This is a genomic window from Amycolatopsis sp. WQ 127309 (genome assembly GCF_023023025.1).
Lineage (GTDB): Bacteria > Actinomycetota > Actinomycetes > Mycobacteriales > Pseudonocardiaceae > Amycolatopsis.
Map to the genome: position 1 here is coordinate 9,659,416 of NZ_CP095481.1, position 25,441 is coordinate 9,684,856.

Below are 25,441 nucleotides of genomic sequence, written 5' to 3' on the forward strand. Positions count from 1 at the left end.
TCACTTTTTCGCGGAGTGGCCGAGCCAGCGCAGCACCACCTCTGCCGTTTCCGCGGCGTGCGCCGTGCTCATCGTGAAGTGGTCGCCCGGCACGCGGGCCGACTCGTGGGGCAACGGCCAGACCGACGTCCGCTCGGCCAGGGTCAAGGGCTCCTCCCCCGTCGGCAGTGGCACGGCGTCCTCCGGTCGCAGCACCAGCGTCGGCGTCGCCAGTTCTTCCGGCCGCCACTCGCGCAGCAGCTCGGTGTACGCGGATGCCGCCGTGATCGCGTGGTCGTGGTAGGTCGCCGCGCCCGCTTGGGCCGCTCCGTGCACCAGCGCTCGGGACAGCCGCGGAGCCAGGCCGCCCGGGAGGTAGCTGTCCAGCAGGACCACCCCGGACGGCGCCAGGCCTTGACGCTCCAGCCGGACCGCGACCGCGTGTGCGAGCAAGCCGCCCGCCGAGATTCCCAGCAGTGCGAACGGTTTCCCGGCCGCGCACGCGGTGACCGCGGCCGTCAGGACGTCGGCCAGCGCGGCGAACGACGGTGCGAGCCGCTCGTCCGCCGCGTAGCCCGGCGGGAGGACGACCGACGTCTCCCCGGGGAAGCACCGGGCGAGCTGCGCGAAGTTCAGCACGTGGTCGAACGCCGTCAGCGGCGGGAGACCGATCAGGTGCGGCCCGTCCGGGCCGCCGCCGAGCCGGACGACCTTGGCGGTCTCGCCGCCGGTGAACCGCTCCCGCAGTACGGCCGCGCCGAGGCCGAACCGGTGCATCTCCTCGCCCAGGCCGCGTTCGGCCAAGTCCCGGTAGACGCCGCCGAGCGTGCCGGCCGGGGCCGCGCCGCCGTCGAGCAGCGGGGCCAGATGCCGGGCGACGGCGGCGGGGGTGCCGTGGTCGTAGACCAGTGCCGCGGTGAGGCGCAGGCCGGTCGCCGACGCCAGGCGGTCGCGCAGGCCCACGGCCGTGAGCGAGTCGAGGCCGAGGTCGCGGAAGGGCCGGTCGGCGGCGATCGCCTCGGCCCCCGGGTGCCCCAGTTCGGCCGCGGCCTCGGTGCGGACCAGGTCGGTCAGCGCGTCGACCCGGGCCGCCGGGCCGAGGTCTCGCAGCCGCGGGAGGGCCGTGCCCGCCGGTTCCGGGACGACCAGGGCTTCGACCGCCGCGGGCACGCCGGCCAGCAGCGGGCTGGGCCGAGCCGCGGTGAAGATCGGCGCGAACCGGGCCCAGTCGACGTCCGCGACGACGGCGGTGACGCGCTGTTCGCGCAGCACCGCGCGCAGCCCGGACAGCGCCGGGCCGGGGGCCATCGTCCGCACCGCCCGGCGGTGCAGGTGTTCGCGCGCGTCCTCCTCGGTGGTCATGCCGTCGGCCCAGGCGCCCCAGGCGACCGACACCGCGGCTTCCCCCCGGGCGCGCCGGATCTCGGCCAGCGCGTCGAGGTGGCTGTTGGCCGCCGCGTACGCCCCCTGCCCGGCGGCGCCCCAGACCGCGGCCGCCGACGAGAACAGCACGAACGCGTCCAGGTCGCCGGTCAGCTCATCGAGGTGACGAGCGCCGGAAACCTTGGCCGCCAACACCTTCTCGAGAGCTTCGGGCGTGCAGTCCGCGATCGTGACGGCACCACCGGAGACGCCGGCGGCGTGCACGACGCCGTCCGGCGGGTACTCCGCCAGCACCCGCGCGACCGTGTCCCGGTCCGCGACGTCCCCGGCGACCAGGCTCACCCGGACACCGGCTTTCTCGACCTCCGCGGCCAGTTCCGCCGCCCCGGGCGCGGTGCCGCCACGACGGCTCAGCAGTACCAGGTGCGCCGCTCCCGCTTCGGCCAGCCAGCGGACGACGTGCCCGGCGACGCCGCCGGTGCCGCCCGTCACCAGGACCGTGCCCCGCGGTGTCCAGCCCGGTCCGGCCGGGACCGGGCGCGCCGGGACCAGCCGGCGGGCGAACACCCCCTCCGTGCGGACGGCGACCTGGTCCTCCGGTCCGCCGATGACCCCGAGCACCCGCTGAACGGCGGTCTCGTCGAGCGTCCCGGGTACGTCGATCAGGCCGCCCCAGCGGCCGGGGTGCTCCAGGGCGAGGGTCCGGCCGAGGCCCCACACCTGCGCGGCGGCGGCGTCGGAGGGCACGTCGTCGCCCCCGGTCCCGACGGCCCCGGACGTCACCACCCAGACCCGCGGGCCGTCCGCGAGCAGCGATTGCAGCACCGGCAACGCGTTCGCGGCGTCCGTGGCTCGCACGAGGACGGCGTCCGGGGATTCGTCGTCGCCCAGCGCCGCGGCGAGGCCGGGGTCGCCGAGCACCCGCACCCGCGGTCGCGCCGGCGCGGGATCCGGCAGCCGGGTCCACTCGACCTGGTAGCGCCACGGCCGGAGCACGGCCTCGCCGTGCCGCTCGCGGTGCCAGCGGGTCAGCTCGGGCAGGACGTCACGCAGCCGCTCCGGATCGGGCAGGGCGAGGACCTCGCTCAGCGACTCGGCGTCCTCCGCCGCCACCGCCTCCCAGAACGACGTCTCGGCGTGGTCGCGGGCCGGCGCGGACTCCAGCCAGTAGTGCTGCCGCTGGAACGCCGTCGTCGGCAGCGGCACGACCGGGACGTCCGCCGGGACCACCGGTGCCCAGTCCACCGGGACGCCGTGGACGAACAGCTCGGCCAGCGCCGTCAGCAGGGTTTCGCGTTCGGGCCGGTCACGACGGGACAGGGCGACGGCGACCGCGTCGCCGCCGCGCCCGCGGACCGCGGCCGCGAGGCCGCCGCCGGGCCCGGCTTCCACCACCGCCACACCCCGGTCGAGCAGCACGCGGGTCACGTCGGCGAAGCGGACCGGGCTGCGCACCTGGCGCACCCAGTGCTCCGTTATGTCCACAGTGGACTCGACGCCGGTCACCGCGGAGATCAGCGGGATCGACGGCGGGGCGTATGCCACCGACTCGGCGACCTCGGTGAATTCCGCGAGCATCGGCTCGACCAGTCCGGAGTGGAACGCCCGGTCGACGTCGAGGGTGGTGGCGCGAACGCCGAGCGACGCCGCGGCCGCGTGCACGGCCGCCGCTTCCCCGGAGAGCACCACGGCCTCGGGGCCGTTGACCGCGGCTAGCCAGACGCCGTCGCCGAGGACCGGCCGGACGGCCGTTTCGGAGGCGGCCACCGCGACCATCGCCCCGCCGGCGGGCAGGGCCTGCATGAGGCGGCCCCGCGTCGCGACCAGTTTCACCGCGTCGGGCAACGAGAACACGCCCGCGACGTACGCCGCGGTCAGCTCGCCCAGCGAATGCCCGGCCACCACCGCCGGGCGGACGCCGAACGACGCCAGCAGCCGCACCAGCGCGACCTCCATCGCGAACAACGCGGCCTGCGTGTAAGCCGTCTCGTGCACCAGTTCCGACGCGATCGCCGTGTGCAGCGGCCGCTCGAGGTAGCCGTCGAACTCGGCGCAGACCTCGTCGAAGGCCTCGGCGTACACCGGGAACGCCTCGTACAGCTCGCGGCCCATGCCGGGCCGTTGCGCGCCTTGGCCGGTGAAGACGAGCGCGACGTCGAGCGCGCGCGGCCCGGCGACCCCGCGCAGGCCCGCCCCGGCGGCGATCGCCTCCAGGCCGTCGGCCGCCTGCTGCGGGGTTTCGGCGAGGACGACGGCGCGGTGGTCCCACCGCGCCCGGCCGGTCAGCAGGGACCGCGCCACGCTCGCCGCCGGCAGCCCGGCGACGGCGGTGGCGAGCTTCCCGGCCTGCTCGGCCAGCCCGGTGGCCGTGCGGGCCGACACCACCAGCGGCACCGCGCCCGCCGCGACGGGCGGCCCGGGCCGGTCGGCGGCCGGGGCCTGCTCCAGGACGACGTGGGCGTTGGTCCCGCTGACGCCGAAGGCGGACACCCCGGCGCGGCGCGGGCGGGCGGCTTCCGGCCACGGTGCCGGTTCGGTGAGCAGCCGGATCGCGCCGGACGTCCAGTCCACCTTCGCCGACGGCCGGTCCGCGTGGAGGGTCTTCGGCAGCACGCCGTGGCGCAGCGCCAGGACCATCTTGATCACCCCGGCGACGCCGGCCGCGGACTGCGTGTGCCCGACGTTCGACTTCAGCGACCCGAGCAGCAGTGGCCGCTCCCGGTCGCGGCCGTACGTCGCCAGCAGCGCCTGCGCCTCGATCGGATCACCCAGGGTCGTGCCGGTGCCGTGCGCCTCCACGGCGTCCACTTCGGACGGTGTCACCCCGGCGTCGGCGAGGGCCTGCCGGATCACCGCCTGCTGCGCCGGGCCGTTCGGCGCGGTGAGGCCGTTCGACGCGCCGTCGGAGTTGACGGCCGACCCGCGCACGACGGCCAGGACCTCCCGGCCGTCGCGGACCGCGTCGGAAAGCCGTTGCAGCACCAGTACTCCGACGCCCTCACCCCAGCCCGTGCCGTCGGCATCGTCCGAAAAGGACTTGCACCGGCCGTCCGCCGCGAGGCCGCGCTGGCGGGCGAACTCGACGAACGCGGCGGGCGTCGCCATCACCGTCGCGCCACCGGCCAGCGCCATCGAGCACTCCCCCGCCCGCAGGGCCTGCGCGGCCAGGTGGATCGCCACCAGCGACGACGAGCACGCCGTGTCGAGCGTGACCGAGGGGCCGCGCAGGCCGAGCGTGTAGGACACCCGGCCGGACAGCACGCTCGACGACGAGCCGGTCAGCGCGTAACCGGCGAGGTCGTCCGACGCCGGGCCGGCGCCGTAGCCGAGGACCGCCGCGCCGAAGTACACGCCGACGTCCTGGCCGCGCAACGACGTCGGGGCGACCCCCGAACGTTCCAGGGCCTCCCACGACGTCTGCAGCAGCAGCCGCTGCTGCGGGTCCATCGCCAGCGCTTCGCGCGGCGAGATCCCGAAGAACTCCGGGTCGAACAGGCCGGCGTCGTGCAGGAACGCCCCGGCCAGGCTGTAGGTCTTCCCCGGGGTGCCGGGAGTCGGGTCGTAGACGGCGCCGACGTCCCAGCCGCGGTCCGCAGGGAACTCCGTGACCGCGTCGGTGCCCGCGGACAGCAGGTCCCACAACGCTTCCGGGCCGTCGACGCCGCCGGGCAGGTGCACGCCCATGCCGACGATCACGATCGGGTCGTCGGCGGTGATCGCGGCCGCCGGGGCCACCACTGCGGCGGTACCGAACAGCTCGTCGTGCAGGTGCTCGGCGAGCGCGGCCGGATCCGGGTGGTCGAACACGACGGTGACCGGCAGCGCGAGCCCGGTCGCGGTGGCCAGCCGGGTGCGCAGCTCCATCGCGGTGAGCGAGTCGAACCCGGCGTCGCGGAACGCGCGGGCCGCCGGGACCTCGTCCTGCTCGCCCAGCACCGCGGTGGCCTGGGCCTGGACCACGCCGGTGAGGTGGCCGAGCCGGGCCGCGCGGTCGAGGTCGCGCAGGCGCGCCCGCAGGGTTTCGGCCGCGGTGACGTCGGGGACGTCCGGTGCGGCGGCAGCGGCGGCGGCTTCGGGGATGCCGTCGAGCAGCGGGCTCGGCCGGGCCGCGGTGAACAGCGGCGCGAACCGCGGCCAGTCGACCGCCGCGACGACGGCGGCCGGACGGCCGTCGCGCAGGGCGGCCCGCAGCGCCGAGAGGGCGAGGTCCGGGGCCATGGTGAGCACCGCGCGGCGGGCGAACCCGGCCTCCTCGGCCATCCCGCCGGCCCAGGCCCCCCAGGCGACCGACAGCGCGGCCTGGCCCCGGGCGTGGCGGATCTCGGCCAGCGCGTCGAGGTGGCTGTTCGCGGCCGCGTAGGCGCCCTGCCCGGCCGCACCCCAGGTCGCGGCGGCCGAGGAGAACAGCACGAACGCGTCCAGGTCGCCCGTCAGCTCGTCCAGGTGACGCGCCCCGACGACCTTCGCGCGGACCTCGTCGAGGTCTTCCGGCGTGCAGTCGGCGACGGCCACCGCGCCGCCCGGGACCCCGGCGGCGTGCATGACGGCGTCCGGCGGGTACTCCGCCAGCACCCGCGCCACGGTCTCGCGGTCCGCCACGTCGCCGGCCACCAGCGTCACGCGGACGTCGAGCGCGGCCAGGTCCGCCGCGCCGGGAGCGTCGGCGCCGCGGCGGCTCAGCAGCACCAGGTGCTCGGCCCCGGCTTCGGCGAGCCAGCGGACGACGTGCCGGCCGACCCCGCCGGTGCCGCCGGTCACCAGGACCGTCCCGCGCGGCGTCCAGCCCGGGCCCGCGACAGTGGCGGCACGGACGAGCCGGCGGGCGTACAGGCCGGTCGCGCGCACGGCGACCTGGTCTTCGGGCCCCTGCAACGCGCTGAGCAGCCGCCGGGCCGTGGTCTCGTCGGCGTCGGCCGGCAGATCGATCAGCCCGCCCCAGCGGCCGGGGTGCTCCAGCGCGGCGGTGCGGCCGAGGCCCCAGACCTCGGCGGCCGCGGCGTCGTCGGGCGCGCCATCAACACCGCCGACGCCGACGGCGCCGCGGGTCACCACCCAGACGCGGCCGTGGTCGGCGGCGAGCGCGGCCTGGATGCGCGGCAACGCGGTCCGCGCGTCCGCGGCGAAGACGACGACGCCGTCGGCCGGGCCGGTCCCGGCGCCCGGCAGGCCGGCGAGCACGGGGTCGTCGCCGTCCACGAGCCAGCGTCCGGTGCCGGCCGGTTCGGGGACGCGGACCCACTCGACGCGGTAGCGCCAGGAGGCGGCCGTGGCGGCGTCGCGGCGGGTGGCGCGCCAGCGCGTCAGGCCGGGCACCAGGGCGCGCAGGGCTTCCTGGTCGGTGGTGGAGAGGGTGTCGCCGAGGGTGGCGAGGTCGTCCTGCGCGACGGCGTCCCAGAAGTCGCCGTCGGAGCCCGCCGCGGTGGCCGGGCGCGGCGTGAGCCAGAAGCGTTCCTCCTGGAACGCCGTGGTCGGCAGCGGGACGACGCCGGTGTGCCCGGCGGGGAAGGCGCCGGTCCAGTCGACGTCGACGCCGTGGACGAACAGCTCGGCCGCGGACTTGAGCAACCGCGGCCATTCGGGCCGGTCGCGGCGCAGGGTCCCGGCGACCAGCACGGCGTCGTCGTCGACGGTCTCGCGTATTGCCGGGCCGAGCACCGGGTGCGAACTGGTCTCGAGGAACACGCGGTGGCCTTCGCCGGCCAGTGCGCGAATCGCGTCGGCGAAGCGGACGGTGCCGCGCAGGTTGCGGAACCAGTAGTCCGGCGGCAGCGGCGCGGTGATCCACGCACTGTCCACAGTGGAGTACCACGGGACGGCCGGGACGTCGCCCGGCACGTCGCCGAGGGCGGCACGCAGGTCGGCCTCGATCCCTTCGACCTGGGCGGTGTGCGAGGCGTAGTCCACCGGCACGCGGCGGACCCGGATGTCCTTGGCCCGGTACAGCTCTTCCAGGTCGTCGAGCGCTTCCGGGACGCCGGCGAGCACCACGGCGGACGGCGAGTTCACGGCCGCGATCTCGACGCCGTCGACGAGCGCGACCTCGTCGGCGCCGACCGCGACGGACAGCATCCCGCCGTGGCCGGCCAGCCGCCGGCCGATGATCCGGCTGCGGACGGCCACCACTCGAGCGGCGTCGTCGAGGGAGAGCGCCCCGGCGACGCACGCGGCCGCGATCTCGCCCTGCGAGTGCCCGACGACGGCGTCCGGCCGCACGCCCAGGGACTCCCACACCGCGGCCAGCGACACCATGACCGCGAACGACACCGGCTGGACGACGTCCACGGCGTCGAGGGGCCGGCCTTCGCGCACCACGTCGGCCAGGGACCAGTCCACGTGCGGGGCCAGGGCGGCCGCGCAGGCTTCCATCCGGGCCGCGAACACCGGGTTCGCCGCCCACAGTTCCCGGCCCATCCCGGTCCACTGCGCGCCCTGGCCGGGGAACACCCAGGTGAGCGGGCCGCCCGGGCCGGCGACGCCGGTCACGACGTCGGCGCGGTCTTCGGTGATGCGGCGGAGGGCATCGGCGGGCTCGTCGGAGAGGACGACCGCGCGGTGCTCCCACGTGGCGCGGGAGCGGACCAGCGACCAGCCGACACCGGCCGCTTCTCCGACGACCGATGCCAGCCGTGCGGCCTGCTCGGCCAGCCCGGCCGCCGAACGGGCCGAGACCACGAGCGGCACCAGCCCGTCGGCCGGCTCCGGGCGCACGGGCGCGGGTCCCTGCTCCAGGACGAGGTGGGCGTTGGTGCCGCTGACGCCGAACGACGACACCCCGGCGCGGCGGGGCCGGTCGCTTTCCGGCCAGGGCCGGGCCTCGGTGAGCAGCCGGACGGCGCCGGCCGTCCAGTCCACTTCGGACGTCGGCGCGGCGGCGTGCAGCGTCCGGGGCAGGACGCCGTGGCGCATGGCCAGGATCATCTTGAGCACGCCCGCGACGCCGGCCGCGGCCTGGGTGTGCCCGATGTTGGACTTCAACGAGCCCAGCCACAGCGGCTCCGAGCGGTCCTGGCCGTACGTCGCCAGCAGCGCCTGCGCCTCGATCGGATCGCCGAGCGCCGTCCCGGTGCCGTGCGCCTCGACGGCGTCCACATCGGACGGTCGCAGGCCCGCGTTGGCCAGGGCCCGCCGGATCACGGCCTGCTGCGCGGGCCCGTTCGGCGCGGTGAGCCCGTTGGACGCGCCATCCTGGTTGACGGCCGTCCCGCGCACCACGGCCAGAACCTCGCGGCCTTCGCGCCGGGCGTCGGAAAGCCGTTGCAGCACCACGATTCCGACGCCTTCGGCCCAGCCCGTGCCGTCGGCTTCGTCCGAAAAGGACTTGCAGCGGCCGTCGGCGGCCAGGCCGCGCTGGCGCGAGAACTCGACGAAGACGCCCGGGGTCGCCATCACCGTGGCGCCGCCGGCCAGGGCCATCGAGCACTCCCCCGACCGCAGCGACTGCGCGGCCAGGTGGATGGTGACGAGCGACGACGAGCACGCGGTGTCGACGGTGACGGCGGGTCCGCGCAGGCCGAGGACGTACGAGACGCGCCCGGCCGCGACGCTGCCGGCGGCGCCGGTGCCGAGCATCCCTTCGAGGCCGCTGTCGTGCGCGCCGGTGCCGTAGTCGTGGTACATCAGGCCGGTGAAGACGCCGATGTCCTGCCCCCGCACCGAATCCGGCGCGATCCCGGCGCGTTCGAGGGCCTCCCACGACGTCTGCAGCAGCAGCCGCTGCTGGGGGTCCATGGCGAGGGCCTCGCGGCGGGAGATCCCGAAGAAGCCCGGGTCGAACAGCGCCGCGTCGTGCAGGAAGCCGCCGTGGCGGGTGTAGGACTTGCCCGCGGCGTCCGGGTCGGGGTCGTAGAGCGCCTCGACGTCCCAGCCGCGGTCGGCGGGGAACGGCGTCACGGCGTCGACCCCGCCGTCGAGCAGCGCCCACAGCTCGTCCGGGGTGCGCACGCCGCCGGGCAGGCGCAAGCCCATGCCGACGATGGCGATCGGGTCGTCGTCGGCGACCGCGGTGGCCGGGGCCGCGGGCGCGGTCCCGCCCAGGAGCGCGTCGCGCAAGTGCCCGGCCAGTTCGGCCGGGCTGGGGAAGTCGAAGACGACGGTGGCGGGCAGCGTGACGCCGGTCGCGGCGGTGAGCCGGTTGCGCAGCTCGACCGCGGTCAGCGAGTCGAACCCGGCGTCGCGGAAGGGCCGGGTGGCGCCGACGGTGGTGCCCGCGCCGAGCACAGCGGCGGCCTCGGTGCGGACGAGGGTGAGCAGCGCGGCCGCATCGGCGTTCGTGACGCGCGGCGCCCGCTGGGCCCGGCGGCGCACCGGCCCGACCAGGTCGGTCAGCAGCGCCGGGACGTCGCCGGTGCGGGCGTGTTCGCGCAGTGCGGGGACGTCGAACGCGGCCGGGACCAGCACGGTGGTGTCCGAGGCGAGCGCGGCGTCGAACAGCCGCATCCCGTGCCCGGGGTCGAGGACCCGGAGGCCGGCGCGAGCCAGCCGCGCGCCGTCGGCGGCCGCGCCCAACCCGTCGCTCCACAGGCCCCACGCGAGTGACTGCGCGGGCTGCCCGGCCGCCCGGCGGCGGACGGCGAGGGCGTCGAGGAACGCGTTGGCCGCGGCGTAGTTGCCCTGGCCCGCGCCACCGAGCACGCCGGACAGCGACGAGAAGAGCACGAACGCCCGGAGATCGGCGTCGCGGGTCAGCTCGTCGAGGTGCACCGCGGCGTCGACCTTGGGCCGGAAGACCGTCTCGACGCGGGCGGCGTCGAGGGCCGTGACGACGCCGTCGTCCAGCACGCCCGCGGCGTGGACCACGGCGGTCAGCGGCGCGTCGGCGGGCACCCGGGCGAGCAGCGCGCGGACCTGCTCGCGGTCGCCGAGGTCGGCGGCGGCCACCTCGACCCGCGCGCCCAGGCCGCGCAGGTCGTCGCACAGTTCGGCGACGCCCGGCGCGGTCTCGCCGCGGCGGGAGGCGAGGAGCAGGCTGCGCACCCCGTGCTCGGCGACGACGTGCCGGGCGACCAGCGAGCCGAGGGTGCCGGTGCCGCCGGTGATCAGCACGGTGCCCGCCGGGTCGAGCGGGCTCGAGCCGGCGTCGCGCCGGGCGCGGACCAGCCGGGGCACCTGGACCTGGCCGTCGCGGAGCGCGCACTGGTTCTCCGCCGGTCCGGCGGGATCGCGCCAGGACGTGCCGGGCGCGGGTGCGTCGCCGAGGTCGACGAGCGCGAACCGGCCCGGGTGTTCGGCCTGCGCCGCGCGGACCAGGCCCCAGACGGCGGCCGCGGCCGGGTCGGCGACCGCGTCCCGGGTGAGGACGACGAGCCTTGCTTCGGTGCGACGCGGGTCGGCGAGGAAGGCCTGCAGCACGTCGAGCACACCGGTGACGGTTTCCCGGGCCCCGGTGGTTTCGACGAGGAGCAGCACCTGGACGCCGGGGGCGGCCGCGGCCAGTCCCGCCGCGTCGGTGACGACCACGGCCGGGACCGCCGGGGCGTCGGACGGGGTCACGGACCGCCAGTCCACTGTGTACAGCGCGTCGTCCTGGATTTCGCCGAGCTGGGCGGGAACGGGACGGGTCACCAAGGAGCCCACCGACAGCACGGGCGCCCCGGCGGGGTCGGTCAGGGTGATCGCCAGCCCGCCGGTGCCGTCGGGCCGGAGGTGGACGCGGGCCGCCGACGCGCCGTCGGCGTGGACCACGACGTCGCGCCAGGCGAACGGCAGCGCCGCGGTGCCGGCGGCCAGGGCGGCCGGGTGCAGAGCGGCGTCGAACAACGCCGGGTGGATCGTGTACCCGGCGACGTCGGCGCCGTCGGGCAGCTCGATCTCGGCGTACAGGTCGTCGCCGCGGCGCCAGGCCGCGGTGAGGCAGTGGAAGAGCGGGCCGTACCCCAGGCCGCGATCGGCCAGAACGTCGTAGCAGCCTTCGACGTCCACGGGTTCCGCGCCGGGCGGCGGCCACTCGGCCGTGTCGGCCGGCGGGGCCGGGGTGTCGGCGGCCAGCACGCCGCTCGCGTGCCGCGTCCACGGGCCGTCGCCCCGGCGGGAGTACACGCCGACGGTGCGGCGGCCGTCGTCGTCCGGCCCGGCGACCACCCGCAGCTGCGGCTCGGCGCCTTCCGGCACCGGCAGCGGCGCCTCGATGACGAGTTCCCGCAGCACGGGCAGGCCGAGCCGGTCGCCGCCTTGGACGGCGAGTTCGACGAGCGCGGTGCCGGGGAGCAGGGCGACGCCGCCGACGGTGTGGCCGGCCAGCCAGGGCAGCGCGGTGTGCGAGAGCCGGCCGGTCAGGACGAGGCCGCCGGACCCGGGGTCGTCGACGGCGGCACGCAGCATCGGGTGCGCGAGCTCGTCCTGGCCGAGCCCGGCCGGGTCGGCGGTCACGGCGGGGCGGGCGAGCCAGAAGTGTTCGCGCCGGAACGCCGTGACCGGCAGAGGAACGTTGGCCCGGTAGCCCGGCGGGAAGAGCGGCGTCCAGTCGACGTCGGCGCCGTGCGCGAAGGCCTCGGCGAGCCCGGTGAGGAACGTCGTGACCTCGCCCCGGCCGCGGCGGGAAAGGGCGGCCACCGCCGGTCCGGCCGCGTCGATCAGGGGCGTCAGCGCGGCGTCGGGGCCGACTTCCAGCACGGCCGCCACGGACCGGTCCAGCAGCGTCGTGACGGCGTCGGCGAACCGCACCGGACGTCGTACCTGCTCGACCCAGTAGCCCGCCGAGCCCAGTTCCGCCCCGGCGACCGCACCGGACACAGTGGACACCAGCGGCACCACCGGCTCGTGGTACTCGACCCGGGCGGCCACCTCGGCGAACTCCGCCAGCATCGGCTCGACCAGTCCGGAGTGGAACGCCTGCGAGACGGTCAGCCGCTTCACCCGGTACGGCAGCCGCTCCGCCGCGGCCTCGATCGCCTCGGCGGTACCGGACAGCACCACGGACTGCGGGCCGTTCACCGCCGCCAGCCAGACGCCGTCGCCCAGTACGGAGTGGACGTCCACTTCGGACGCTTCGACGGCCACCATCGCGCCCCCGGCGGGCAGCGCCTGCATCAGCCGTCCGCGAGCGGCGACGAGCATCGCCGCGTCCGGCAAGGAGAACACGCCCGCGACGTAGGCCGCGGTGATCTCACCGAGCGAATGCCCGGCGACCACCCGCGGCTTCAGCCCGAACGACGCCAGCAGCCGCACCATCGCGACCTCGACCGCGAACAACCCCGCCTGCGTGTAGGCGGTTTCGTGCACCAGCTCCGACGCGATCGCTTCGCGCAGCGGCCGGTCCAGGTGCCGGTCGAACTCCGCGCACACCTCGGCGAACGCCGTCGCGAACACCGGGAACTCCGCCGCCAGCTCCGCACCCATCCCGACCCGTTGGGCACCCTGACCGGTGAACACCAGCGCGACGCCGTGGCGCGCCGGGTCGGCTTCGCCGCGGACCGCCGTTCCGCCGCGCAAGGCCGTGGCCGCGTCAGTCGAGCGGTCGGCCAGCACGACCGCGCGGTGCTCCCACACCGCGCGTGACCGCAGCAGCGACCACGCCACCGCACCCAGGCCGGGCGCGTCGTCCAGGGTCGCGGCCAGGCGTTCGGCCTGCTCGGCGAGCCCGTCGGCCGACCGGGCTGACACGACGACCGGCACCACTCCCCCGGCCGCGGGCGGCACAGAGACCGGGACGCCCTCTTCCAGGACGAGGTGCGCGTTGGTCCCGCTGACGCCGAACGACGACACCCCGGCCCGGCGCGGCCGGTCCGCGCGAGGCCAGTCCACGGCCTCGGTGAGCAGCCGGACGGCGCCGGACGTCCAGTCCACCCGGGTCGAGGGCGTGCCCGCGTGCAGCGTCGGCGGCAGGACGCCGTGCCGCATGGCGAGCACCATCTTCATCACCCCGGCCACGCCGGACGCGGCTTGGGCGTGGCCGATGTTCGACTTCAGGGATCCCAGCCACAACGGCGTCCCACGGTCCTGGCCGTACGTCGCCAGCAGCGCCTGGGCCTCGATCGGATCGCCGAGGCGGGTGCCGGTGCCGTGCGCTTCGACGGCGTCCACTTCGGACGGTGCCACCCCGGCGTTGGCCAGCGCCTGCCGGATCACCGCCTGCTGCGCCGGACCGCTCGGCGCGGTGAGCCCGTTCGACGCACCGTCCTGGTTGACCGCGGTACCCCGGACTACGGCCAGCACCTCACGGCCGTCGCGGATGGCGTCGGACAGCCGTTGCAGCACCACGACACCGACGCCTTCGCCCCAGCCGGTGCCGTCCGCGTCGTCCGAAAAGGACTTGCAGCGGCCGTCGGCGGCGAGGCCGCGCTGCCGGGAGAACTCGACGAACACACCGGGCGTCGCCATCACCGTCGCGCCGCCCGCTAGGGCCATCGTGCACTCGCCCGAGCGCAGCGACTGCGCCGCGAGGTGGATCGCCACGAGCGACGACGAACACGCCGTGTCGACGGTGACGGCCGGGCCCTGCACACCGAGCACGTAGGACACCCGCCCCGCGGCGACGCTGCCCGCGGAGCCGGCGCCGAGCATGCCTTCCAGGCCTTCGTCGGCGGTCGCGTAGTCGTGGTACATCAGCCCGGTGAAGACGCCGACGCGTTGGCCGCGCAGGGAATCCGGGGCGACACCCGCGCGTTCCAGTGCCTCCCACGACGTCTGCAGCAGGAGCCGCTGCTGCGGGTCCATGGCCAGGGCCTCGCGCCGCGAGATCCCGAAGAAGTCGGGGTCGAACTCGCCCGCGTCGTGCAGGAAGCCGCCCGAGCGGGTGTAGGACTTGCCTGCCTTGTCCGGGTCCGGGTCGTACAGCCCGGCCACGTCCCAGCCGCGGCCAGTCGGGAACGGCGTCACGGCGTCGACTCCGCCGGACACCAGGTCCCACAACGCTTCCGGGCTGTCGACGCCGCCGGGCAGGCGCACGCCCATGCCGACGATGACGACCGGGTCGTCGACGACCGCCGCGGGCACGACCGCGGCGGGTGCGTCACCGGCCGCCTCGCCGTGCAGGTACCCGGCCAGCAGCGCCGGGGTCGGGTGGTCGAACACGACCGTCGGCGGCAGGTCCAGGCCGGTCGCGGCGGCCAGCCGGTTGCGCAGCTCGACCGCGGCCAGGGAGTCGACGCCGACGTCGCGGAACGCCCGCGCCGGGGCGACCGGGTCGCCGCCGAGGACGATCGAGGCCTCCGCGCACACCAGCTCGATCAGCTGGTCCCGCTCGAACCCGGACGCGGGCGTGACCGGGGCCGCGGCGGCCCGGGCCCGGCCGGCCAGGGACCGCAGCACCGGCGGGACCGTGCCCGTTTCGCGGACGGCGGCGAGGTCGAGGGTCATCGGCACCAGCACCGGCCGGGGCGAGGCGAGCGCCGCGTCGAACAACGCCATCCCCGCCGCGGCGTCGAGCGCGCCGAAGCCGAGGCGGGCCAGCCGGGCGGTGTCGGCGCCGGCGTTCAGCCCGCGTTCGCCTGCCCACAGGCCCCACGCCAGCGACACGGCGGGACGTCCCGCCGCGTGACGTTGTGCGGCCAGGCCGTCGAGGAAGCCGTTGGCCGCGGCGTAGTTCGCCTGTCCGGCGCCACCGAGCACGCCGGCCACCGACGAGAAGAGCACGAAGAAGGCCAGGTCGCCGGTCAGCTCGTCGAGGTGCGCGGCGGCGTCGGCCTTGGGCCGGAACACGCGGTCCACCCGTGTCGCGTCGAGGGCCGTCACGACGCCGTCGTCCAGCACGCCCGCGGCGTGGACGACGCCGATCAGCGGGGCGTCGTCCGGCACGCGGGTCAGGAGCGCGGCGACCTGGTCGCGGTCGGCGGTGTCGCAGGCGACGACGTCGACGCGCACCCCCCAGCCGCGCAGTTCGCCGGCCAGCTCGCGGGCGCCGTCGGCGTCCGGGCCGCGGCGGGACGCGAGCAGCAGGCTGCGGATCCCGTGCGTGCCGGTCAGGTGCCGGGCGACGAGGGCGCCGAGCATGCCTGTGCCGCCGGTGATCAGCACGGTCCCGGCGGGGTCGAAGGCGACGGCGTCGCGGACCGGTTCCCGGACGAGCCGCGGCACCTCGATGCGGCCGTCGCGCACCCGGAACTCGGACTCACCGCGGGCGTCGGCCACCGCGAGGTGTCCACTGTGGACGTCGCCCGCGGCCAGCACGAACCGTCCGGGGTGCTCGGCCTGCGCGCTGCGCACGAGCCCGCCGACGGCCGACGCCACCGGCCCGTCGGCGCCGGTGACCACCACGAGCCGGCTCGGTGAGGAGACGAACCGCTGGATCGCCGCCAGCACCGCGCCCACGGCGGTCCGGGCGTCGCCGGAAGTGACGCGCAGCGCGACCCACGGTGGCCGCTCCGCGGGCAGGTCGTCGTCCGCTCCGGTGATCGTCCACAACGGACTGTCATCGACGATCTCGGCCGGGAGGGTGGTCCAGCCGAGGGCGAAGAGACGGCCGTCGGCCGGGCCGCCCGGGGCCACCGGACGGCTGAGCAGCGCGCCGACCGACAGCACCGGTGCCCCGGTCGCGTCGGCCAGTTCCAGGGAGATGCCGCCGGTCACCGGGCGGATCCACGCCCGGGCCGCGGTCGCGCCGCCGGCGTGGACGGCGACGTCCTGCCACGCGAACGGCAGCGCGACGCCGTCGCCGGCTTCGAGCGCCGTGACGTGCAGGGCGGCGTCGAACAGCGCGGGGTGCACGGCGAAGTCCCCTGCGCCCGCGCCCAGCGCGACTTCGGCGAACAGCTCGTCGTCCCGGCGCCACGCCGCGGTGACGCCCCGGAACGCCGGGCCGTAGGCGTAGCCGCGGGCGGCCAGGACGTCGTAGAAGCCGTCGAGGTCGAGCTGGTCGGCGCCGGCCGGGGGCCAGTCCACCGAGGCCTGCGGGGCCGGCTCCCCCGTCGTGAGGAAGCCGGAGGCGTGCCGGGTCCAGGAGGTCCCGCCGGCCGGCCGGGAGTGGACGGCGACGGGCCGGCGGCCGTCCTGACCGGGCCCGGCGACGACGTGGAGCTGGCGGACGCCGTCCAGGGGCAGCGGGGCTTCGATGACGAGTTCCCGCACCACCGGGGTCCCGGTCTCGCGGCCGGCTTGGAGCGCCAGCTCGACCAGGGCGGTGCCCGGGACGACGGCGGTACCGGCCACGGTGTGGTCGGCGAGCCACGGCTGCGCGTCGCGGGAGATCCGCCCGGTCAGCACGACGGTGTCCGAGCCGGGGTCGTCGATCGCCGCGCCGAGCAGGGCGTGCGCCAGGGGCCGCAGCCCGGCGGCCGAGACGTCGGCCGGCGCGGCCCGCTGCTCGAGCCAGAAGTGGCGGTCCTGGAAGGCCGTGGTCGGCAGCGGCACGATCCGCCGCGCGCCGGCCGGGAACAGCGGTGTCCAGTCGACGTCGACGCCGTGGGTGAACAGCTCGGCGAGCGCGGCCAGGGCGGTGCCGGTCTCGGACCGGTCCCGGCGGCTCAGCTCGACGGCGACCAGGGGCTCGCCGGCCAGCGCGGTCAACGCGGCGTCCGGCCCGACCTCCAGCACGGCCGCCACGGCCTGCCCGGCGACGGTGCGCAGCGCGTCGCCGAACCGCACGGGCCGGCGCACCTGGTCCACCCAGTACCGCGGCGAGCACAGCTCCGCCCCGGCGAGTTCTCCGGACACCGTGGACACCACCGGTACCAGCGGTTCGTGGTACTCGACGCGGGCCGCGACCTCGGCGAACTCGGCCAGCATCGGCTCGACGAGCCCGGAGTGGAACGCGTGGCCGACCGTCAGCTCGGTCGTCCGGAAACCCCGTCCGGACAAGGACTCCGCCGCGGCCCGGACGGCGTCCGCTTCACCCGAGAGCACCACGGACCGCGGGCCGTTGACGGCCGCGAGCCACACCCCGCCGCCCAGCAGCGGCTCGACGTCCGCTTCGGCCGCGACGACGGCCACCATGCGCCCGCCGGCGGGGAGCGCCTGCATCAGGCGGCCGCGCGCGGTGACCAGCAGCGCGGCGTCGGCCAGCGAGAACACCCCGGCGACGTGGGCGGCGCTCAGCTCGCCCAGCGAGTGGCCCGCGAGCACCTTGGGCCGGACGCCGAACGACGCGAGCAGCCGCACCATCGCGACCTCGACCGCGAACAGCCCCGCCTGCGTGTAGACGGTCTCGTGCACCAGCTCCGACGCGATCGCCTCGCGCAGCGGGCGATCCAGGTGCCGGTCCAGCTCCGCGCAGACCTCGTCGAACGCCTCGGCGTACGCCGGGAAGGCGTCGTACAGCTCGTTTCCCATGCCGGCGCGCTGCGCGCCCTGTCCGGTGAACAGGAAGCCCGCACCGCTGAGCGCCGGGTTCACTTCACCCCGGGTCACGCCTCGGCCGAGGTCTTCCAGAGCCGAAAGGGCCTGGTCACGGTCCTTGGCGAGGATCACGGCGCGGTGCTCCCAGACGGCCCGGGTGCCGAGCAGCGACCAGCCCGCCGCGCCGAGGTCGTCGTCGAGAGCGGCCGCCAGCCGGACGGCCTGCGCGGCCAGGCCGGCTGCCGAACGGGCCGAGATCACCAGCGGCACCACCGGTCCGGTCTCCCCCGCGGCCGGGACGGTCGCGGGGGCGGGGGCCTGTTCGAGGACGACGTGCGCGTTGGTGCCGGAGATGCCGAACGCCGACACCCCGGCGCGGCGCGGGTGGTCCGTCTCGGGCCACGGCCGGGCGTCGGCGAGCAGCCGGACCGCCCCGGACGTCCAGTCCACGCGCGACGACGGCGTGCCCGCGTGCAGCGTCTTCGGCAGCCGGGCGTGCCGCATGGCCAGGATCATCTTGATCACGCCGGTGACTCCGGCCGCGGCCTGGGTGTGCCCGAAGTTGGACTTGACCGAGCCGAGCCACAGCGGCCGGTCCGGTGCGCGGTCGCGGCCGTAGGTGGCCAGGAGGGCCTGGGCTTCGATGGGGTCGCCCAGGACGGTGCCGGTGCCGTGCGCTTCCACGGCGTCCACTTCGGACGCTTCGAGCCCCGCCCCGGCGAGCGCCCGCCGGATCACCGCCTGCTGCGCCGGGCCGTTCGGCGCGGTCAGCCCGTTCGACGCGCCGTCGGAGTTCACCGCCGACCCGCGCACCACAGCCAGGATCTCGCGACCGTCGCGAACCGCGTCGGAAAGCCGTTGCAGTACAAGGACTCCGACACCCTCGCCCCAGCCCGTACCGTCGGCATCGTCCGAAAAGGACTTGCAGCGGCCGTCCGCGGCCAGGCCGCGCTGGCGGGTGAACTCGACGAAGGCCGCCGGGGTCGCCATCACCGTCGCGCCGCCCGCGAGGGCCATCGTGCACTCCCCCGCGCGCAGTGACTGCGCCGCGAGGTGCAACGCGACCAGGGACGACGAGCACGCCGTGTCGACGGTGACCGAGGGGCCCTGGACACCGAGCACGTAGGACACCCGGCCCGAGACGACGCTGGTCGAGGATCCGGTCAGGCCGTAGCCGGTGACATCGGCGGCCGCGTCCGGGCGGGTGCCGTACTCCTGGGTCATCGCGCCGAAGAAGACGCCGACCTCCTGGCCGCGCACCGCGGTCGGCGCGACCCCGGCGCGTTCCAGGGCCTCCCACGACGTCTGCAGCACGAGCCGCTGCTGCGGGTCCATCGCGAGGGCTTCGCGGCTGGAGATCCCGAAGAACGCGGCGTCGAACCGGCCGGCGTCGTGCAGGAAGCCGCCGACGCGGGCGGTGCCGTCGAGCCCGGTGGTGGCCCAGCCGCGGTCGGCGGGGAACGCCGAGACCGCGTCGACGCCGTCGGACAGCGCCTCCCACAGCGCGTCCGGGTGGTCGATGCCGCCGGGGAGCCGGAGGCCGATGCCGACGACGGCGATCGGTTCGTCGGACGCCGCCGTGGTGGCGGGCGCGGCCTCGGCGCCGGTCCCGAGGAGCCGCGCGTGCAGGTGGGCGGCGAGCGCGGCCGGGCTGGGGTGGTCGAACACGGCCGTGGCGGGCAGGGCGAGGCCGGTGGCGGTCGCGAGCCGGTTGCGCAGTTCGACGGCGGTCAGCGAGTCGAAGCCGACGTCGCGGAACGCCCGCGTGCCGCCGATCCCGGCGCCGCCGCCGATGACCGCGGCGGCTTCGGCGCAGACCAGGTCGGTCAGGGTGGTGAGCTGCGCGGCGGCGTCCAGGCGCGCCAGCCGGGCGCCCAAGACGCCGGTGCCGGGCCGGTCGGTGCGGGCGGTCCGCCGGGCCGGGGCGGCGAGCTTCCGCAGGATCGGCGGGACGTCGCGCAGGGCGGTGAGGTCGAGGGCCATCGGGAGCAGCGACGGCCGGGCCGCGTCGAGCGCGCGGTCGAACAGCGCGAGGCCGCGGGCGGGTTCGAGGGCGCCGAGCCCGAAGCGCGCGAGCCGGGTGGCGTCGGCGCTCGCGGTCATCCCGGTGTCACCGGCCCACAGGCCCCAGGCCAGGGAAACGGCGCCCGGGCGGCGGGCGGCCAGCGCGTCGAGGAAGGCGTTCGCGGCGGCGTAGCTGGCCTGGCCCGCGGCGCCGAGCACCCCCGCGACGGAGGAGAACATCACGAACAGCGCGAGGTCGGCGTCGCGGGTCAGCTCGTCCAGGTGCACGGCGGCGTCGATCTTCGGCGCGAAGACCGTGTCCAGGCGTTCGTCGTCGAGGGACGAGAACACGCCGTCGTCGAGCACTCCGGCCGCGTGCACGATGCCGGTCAGCGAGAGGCCGTCCAGGAGCGTCCGGACTTGGTCCCGGTCGCTCAGGTCGCACGCCACGACGTCGACACCTACGCCACGTTCCCGCAGCTCACGGGCCGTCTCGGTGTCGCCGCCACGGCGTGACGCGAGCACCAGGTGACGCACGCCGTGTTCGGCGACGAGGTGCCGTGCCATGAGCGAGCCGAGCATGCCCGTGCCGCCGGTGATCAGGACCGTGCCCGCCGGGTCGAGGGTGCGCGGCAGGGTCAGGACGTTCTTGCCGATGTGCTTGCCCTGGGCCATGAACCGGAACGCGTCCGGTGCCCGCCGGATGTCCCACGGCTTCACCGGGATCGGCCGCAGTGCTCCGGCGTCGAACAGGTCCAGGACGTGCCGGAGCAGCTCGCCGATCCGCTCCGGACCGGCTTCCGGCAGGTCGAACGCCTGATAGCGGTCGACGTCCGTGCGGATGTCCGTCTTCCCCATCTCCAGGAACCGGCCGCCTTCGGCGAGCAGTCCCAGCGAAGCGTCGACGAACTCCCCGGCCAGAGAATTCAGCACGACGTCGACCTGGTCGAACTTCTCCGCGAACTCCAGGGTCCGCGAGTTCGCGATGTGGTCGTCCGGAATCCCCATCTCCCGCACCACGTGCTGCTTGCCGGGGCTCGCGGTCGCGTAGACCTCGGCGCCCAGGTGCCGCGCCAGCTGCACCGCCGCCATTCCGACGCCCCCGGCCGCGGCGTGCACCAGCACGCGCTCGCCCGGCCGCAGTCCGGCCAGGTCCACGAGGCCGTAGAACGCCGTCAGGTACACGACCGGCACCGACGCGGCCCGCTCGAACGACCAGCCTTCCGGCACCGGGGCGAGGGTGCGGGCGTCGGCGACCACGACGGGCCCGAAGCCCTGTGGCACCATGCCCATGACCCGGTCGCCGGCGTCCACAGTGGACACTCCCGGGCCGGTCTCGAGCACGACACCGGCGCCTTCGCCGCCCATCCCGGCCGCGCCGACGTCGACGCCGAGGCCGGACAGGACGTCCCGGAAGTTGAGGCCGGCGGCACGCATGGCGAGGCGGACCTGGCCGGGTTCGAGGGGGGCCGCGGCGTGCGGCGCGGGGACGAGCGCGAGGTCGTCGAAGGTGCCGCCGCCGGTGGCGGTGAGGACCCACGGCCCGCCGGGCGGCACGAGCCCGGGGTCGGGGCGCGTCAGGCGCGGCACCCAGAGGTGCCCGTCGCGCACGGCGCACTGGTCCTCACCGGCGGCCGCGAGGGTCGCGAACAGGCCGTCGGCGACGTCGCCGTCCACGAGCAGGAGCCGGCCCGGGTTCTCGGTCTGGGCGCTGCGGACCAGGCCCCAGACCGCCGCGCCGACCGGGTCGGGGGTGCCGCCGTCCGGGGCGACGGCGCCGGTGGTGACCACGGCGAGCCGGGTTCCGACCTGGGCCGGGTCGGCGAGGAACTCCTGGACGGACCGCAGCACGCTCCCGGCCACGTCGCGCACGCGGCGGGGCTCGTCGCCCGGGCCGTCGGCGCCGACCCGGAGCACGACGCAGTCTTGGGGTGCCGGATCTTCGTGGCGCGGGAGTTCGGTCCAGGTGAGGGTGAAGAGGGCGTCGTCGACCGGCGCGGTCAGGTGGTCGCGCGGGATCGGGCGGGTGACGAGGGAGCCGACGGACGCGACCGGCGCACCCGCCGGGTCGGCGAGGTCGAGGGCCAGGCCGTCGCCGGCCGGGCGGATCCGGACGCGCAGCGACGTCGCGCCGGTGGCGTGCACGGCGACGTCGGTCCAGGCGAACGGCAGCGTGACGCCGTCGGCGGCGTCGAGCGCCGCGACGTGCAGGGCGGCGTCGAACAACGCCGGGTGCAGCGCGAATCCGGCGACGTCCAGGCCGCCGGGCAGGGTGACCTCGGCGAACAGCTCGCCGCGCCGCCGCCAGGCCGTCGTGACGCCCTGGAACGCGGGCCCGTAGGCGTAGCCGCGTTCGGCGAGCTGCGCGTAGAAGCCGTCGATGGGCAGCACTTCGGCGCCGGGCGGCGGCCATTCGGTGAGCGCCTGGCCGGCCGGGCCGGCCGCGGCGAGGAAGCCGGCCGCGTGGCGTGTCCAGCCACCGGATCCGGTGGCCGGGCGGGAGTGGATGGCCACCGCGCGGCGGCCGTCCGCTTCCGCACCCACCGTGACCTGCACGCGGGTGGCCGCGTCGAGCCGCAGCGGCGCCTCGATCACCAGCTCGCGCACCACGGGCGTGCCGACCCGGTCACCGCCCTGGATCGCCAGCTCCAGCAGCGCGGTCCCGGGCAGCAGCACCGAACCCGCGACCGCGTGGTCCGCCAGCCACGCGGGCGTCTCGCGGGACACCCGGCCGGTCAGGACGACGCCGCCCGCCACCGGGTCCTCCACCACGGCGCTCAGCAGCGCGTGCCGCACCGGGACCTGCCCCAGCCCGGCCGCGTCGGTGCGGCCGGTGCCCGGCTTGAGCCAGTAGTGCTCGTCCTGGAACGCCGTCGTCGGCACCGGCACGAGCCGGCGCGCGTCCTCGGGGAACAACGGCGTCCAGTCGACGTCGACGCCTCGGGCGTACACCTGCCCCAGCGCGGCCAGCGCCGTCTCGGCCTCCGGCCGGTCGCGCCGGGTGAAGGCCACACCGCCGTCGGGCAGCATCGCCGTCAGGACGCCGTCCGGGCCCACCTCGAGCACGGCCGCCACGTTCTGGCCGGCCACGGTGCGGGCCGCGTCGGCGAACCGGACCGGACGCCGCACCTGCTCGACCCAGTAGTCCGCCGAGCACAGCTCCGCCCCGGCGAGCTGACCGGACACAGTGGACACCAGCGGCACCACCGGCTCGCGGTACTCGACGCGGGCGGCCACTTCGGCGAACTCCGCCAGCATCGGCTCGACGAGTCCGGAGTGGAACGCGTGGCTCACCGGCAGCGAGGTGGTCTTGACCGGCAGCGCGGCCGCGGCCGCGTGCACCGCGTCGGCGTCGCCCGACAGCACGACCGCCTCGGGCCCGTTCACCGCGGCGAGCCAGACCCCGTGGCCCAGCAACGGCTGGACGTCCACTTCGGACGCCGCCATCGCCACCATCGCCCCACCGGGCGGTAGCGCCTGCATCAACCGGCCCCGGGCCGCGACCAGCATCGCCGCGTCGTCGAGCGAGAACACCCCCGCGACGAACGCCGCCGTGATCTCGCCCAGCGAGTGCCCCGCCACCACCCGCGGGCGCACGCCGAACGACTCCAGCAACCGCACCATCGCGACCTCGACCGCGAACAAGCCCGCCTGCGTGTAGACCGTCTCGTGCACCGCGTCCGACGCGATCGCCTCGCGCAACGGCCGGTCCAGATGACGATCCAGCTCCGCGCAGACCTCGTCGAACGCCGTCGCGAACACCGGGAACTCCGCCGCCAGCTCGAAGCCCATCCCGACCCGCTGCGCACCCTGACCGGTGAACACCAGCGCGACGCCGCTGCCGGACGCGACCTGCGATGCTCGCGCTTCACGCAGCCGCGTCGCCGCCTCGGTGACGTCCGACGCGAACACCACCGCACGGTGCTCCCACGCGGCGCGCGCGTGCGCCTGGGTCCACGCGACGGTCCCGAGATCCGGACCACCGTCCAGGAAGGCCGCGAGACGCGTCGCCTGGTCGAGCAGCGCGTCGGCGGTCCGGGCCGACACGACCACCGGCACCGGCCCGGTGAGGCGGACGTCGGCCTCGGTGACCGGCGGCCCCTGCTCCAGGACGACGTGCGCGTTGGTCCCGCTGACCCCGAACGACGACACCGCCGCGCGCCGCGGCCGGTCCGCCTCGGGCCACGGCGCCGGCTCGGCGAGCAGCCGGATCCCGCCGGCCGGCCAGTCCACCCGCGACGACGGTTCGCCGGCGTGCAGGGTCCGCGGCGCCGTGCCGTGCCGCATCGCGAGGATCATCTTGATCACCCCGGCGACCCCGGCCGCGGCCTGCGCGTGCCCGAGGTTGGACTTCAGCGACCCCAGCAGCAACGGCCGCGCCGGATCGCGGTCCACGCCGTAGACCGCTTGCAGTGCCTGGACTTCGATCGGGTCGCCGAGGGTCGTGCCGGTCCCGTGTCCTTCGAGGACGTCCACATCGGACGGTGCCAGCCCGGCGTTGGCGAGGGCCTGCCGGATCACCTCCTGCTGGGCGGGCCCGTTCGGCGCGGTGAGACCGTTGGACGCGCCGTCCTGGTTGACCGCGGTGCCCCGGACGACGGCCAGGACCTCACGGCCCTCGCGCACCGCGTCGGAAAGCCGTTGCAGCACCAGCACTCCGACGCCTTCGCTCCAGCCGGTGCCGTCGGCGTGGTCGGAGAAGGACTTGCACCGGCCGTCCGCGGACAGGCCGCGCTGGCGCGAGAACTCGACGAACATCCCGGGCGTCGCCATCACGGACGCGCCGCCCGCCAGCGCGAGGGAGCACTCGCCGCTGCGCAGCGACTGCGCGGCCAGGTGCAGGGCCACGAGCGACGACGAACACGCCGTGTCCACCGTGACCGCCGGCCCGCGCACGCCGAGCACGTAGGACACCCGGCCGGACAGCACGCTCGACGACGATCCCGTGAGGACGTACCCCTCGACGCCGGGGTCCTCCGCGCCGGCGCCGTAGTGCTGCGCCGAGGCGCCGAAGAACACCCCCGCGGCCTGCCCGCGCAGGGACGTCGGCGCGATGCCCGCGCGTTCCAGGGCCTCCCACGACGTCCGGAGCAGCAGCCGCTGCTGCGGGTCCATGGCGAGCGCCTCGCGCGGGGTGATGCCGAAGAACCCCGCGTCGAAGCGGCCGGCGTCGTGGAGGAACCCGCCGGATCGCGTGGTGGACGTGCCCGGCGAGTCCGGGTCGGGGTCGTACAGCGCGTCGAGGTCCCAGCCGCGGTCGGCCGGGAACCCGGTGATCGCGTCGACGCCGTCGCGCACCAGCTCCCACAGCGCGTCCGGGCTGTCGACGTCACCGGGCAGCCGCACGCCCATGCCGACGACCACGACCGGGTCGTCGTCGAGGACCGCGCGCGTGGGCTCGGTGGGGGCGGGTTCGCCGTGCAGGTGCTCGGCGAGGGCGCGGGGGCTGGGGTGGTCGAACACGACGGTGGCCGACAGCGCGATCCCGGTCGCGGTGGTGAGCCGGTTGCGCAGCTCGACGGCGGTCAGGGAGTCGAACCCGACATCGCGGAACGCCTGTGCGGCCCCGATGGTGTGCTCGTCGCCGCCCAGGACGGCGGCGGCCTCGGCGCGCACCAGCTCCGTCAGCGCGGCCAGATCCCGGACGGCAGCACGGTTTTCGGCGGGCCGGGCGGTGCGGCGGGTGCGGCCGGCGAGGTCCCGCAGGATCGGCGGGACGTCGCGCAGCGCGTGGACGTCGACGGCCATCGGCACCAGTGCGGGCCGCGCGGACGTCAGCGCGCGGTCGAACAGGGCCATGCCCCGGGCGGGGTCGAGGGCGCCGAACCCGGCTCGCGCCATGCGCCGGCGGTCCTGGTCGGCGAGCCCG

1 protein-coding gene (cut by a window edge) is annotated in these 25,441 nt (G+C 76.3%); it reads right to left on the reverse strand.

Going from position 1 to position 25,441, the window contains the following annotated elements:
- A protein-coding gene (locus MUY22_RS42735; protein WP_247053096.1) for a type I polyketide synthase crosses the window boundary here: on the reverse strand, positions 1-25,441 show its 3' portion. Its footprint extends 10,247 nt past the window's final position; 25,441 of the gene's 35,688 nt are visible here — the last part of the coding sequence; its start codon lies off the right edge, out of view; the stop codon is at positions 1-3.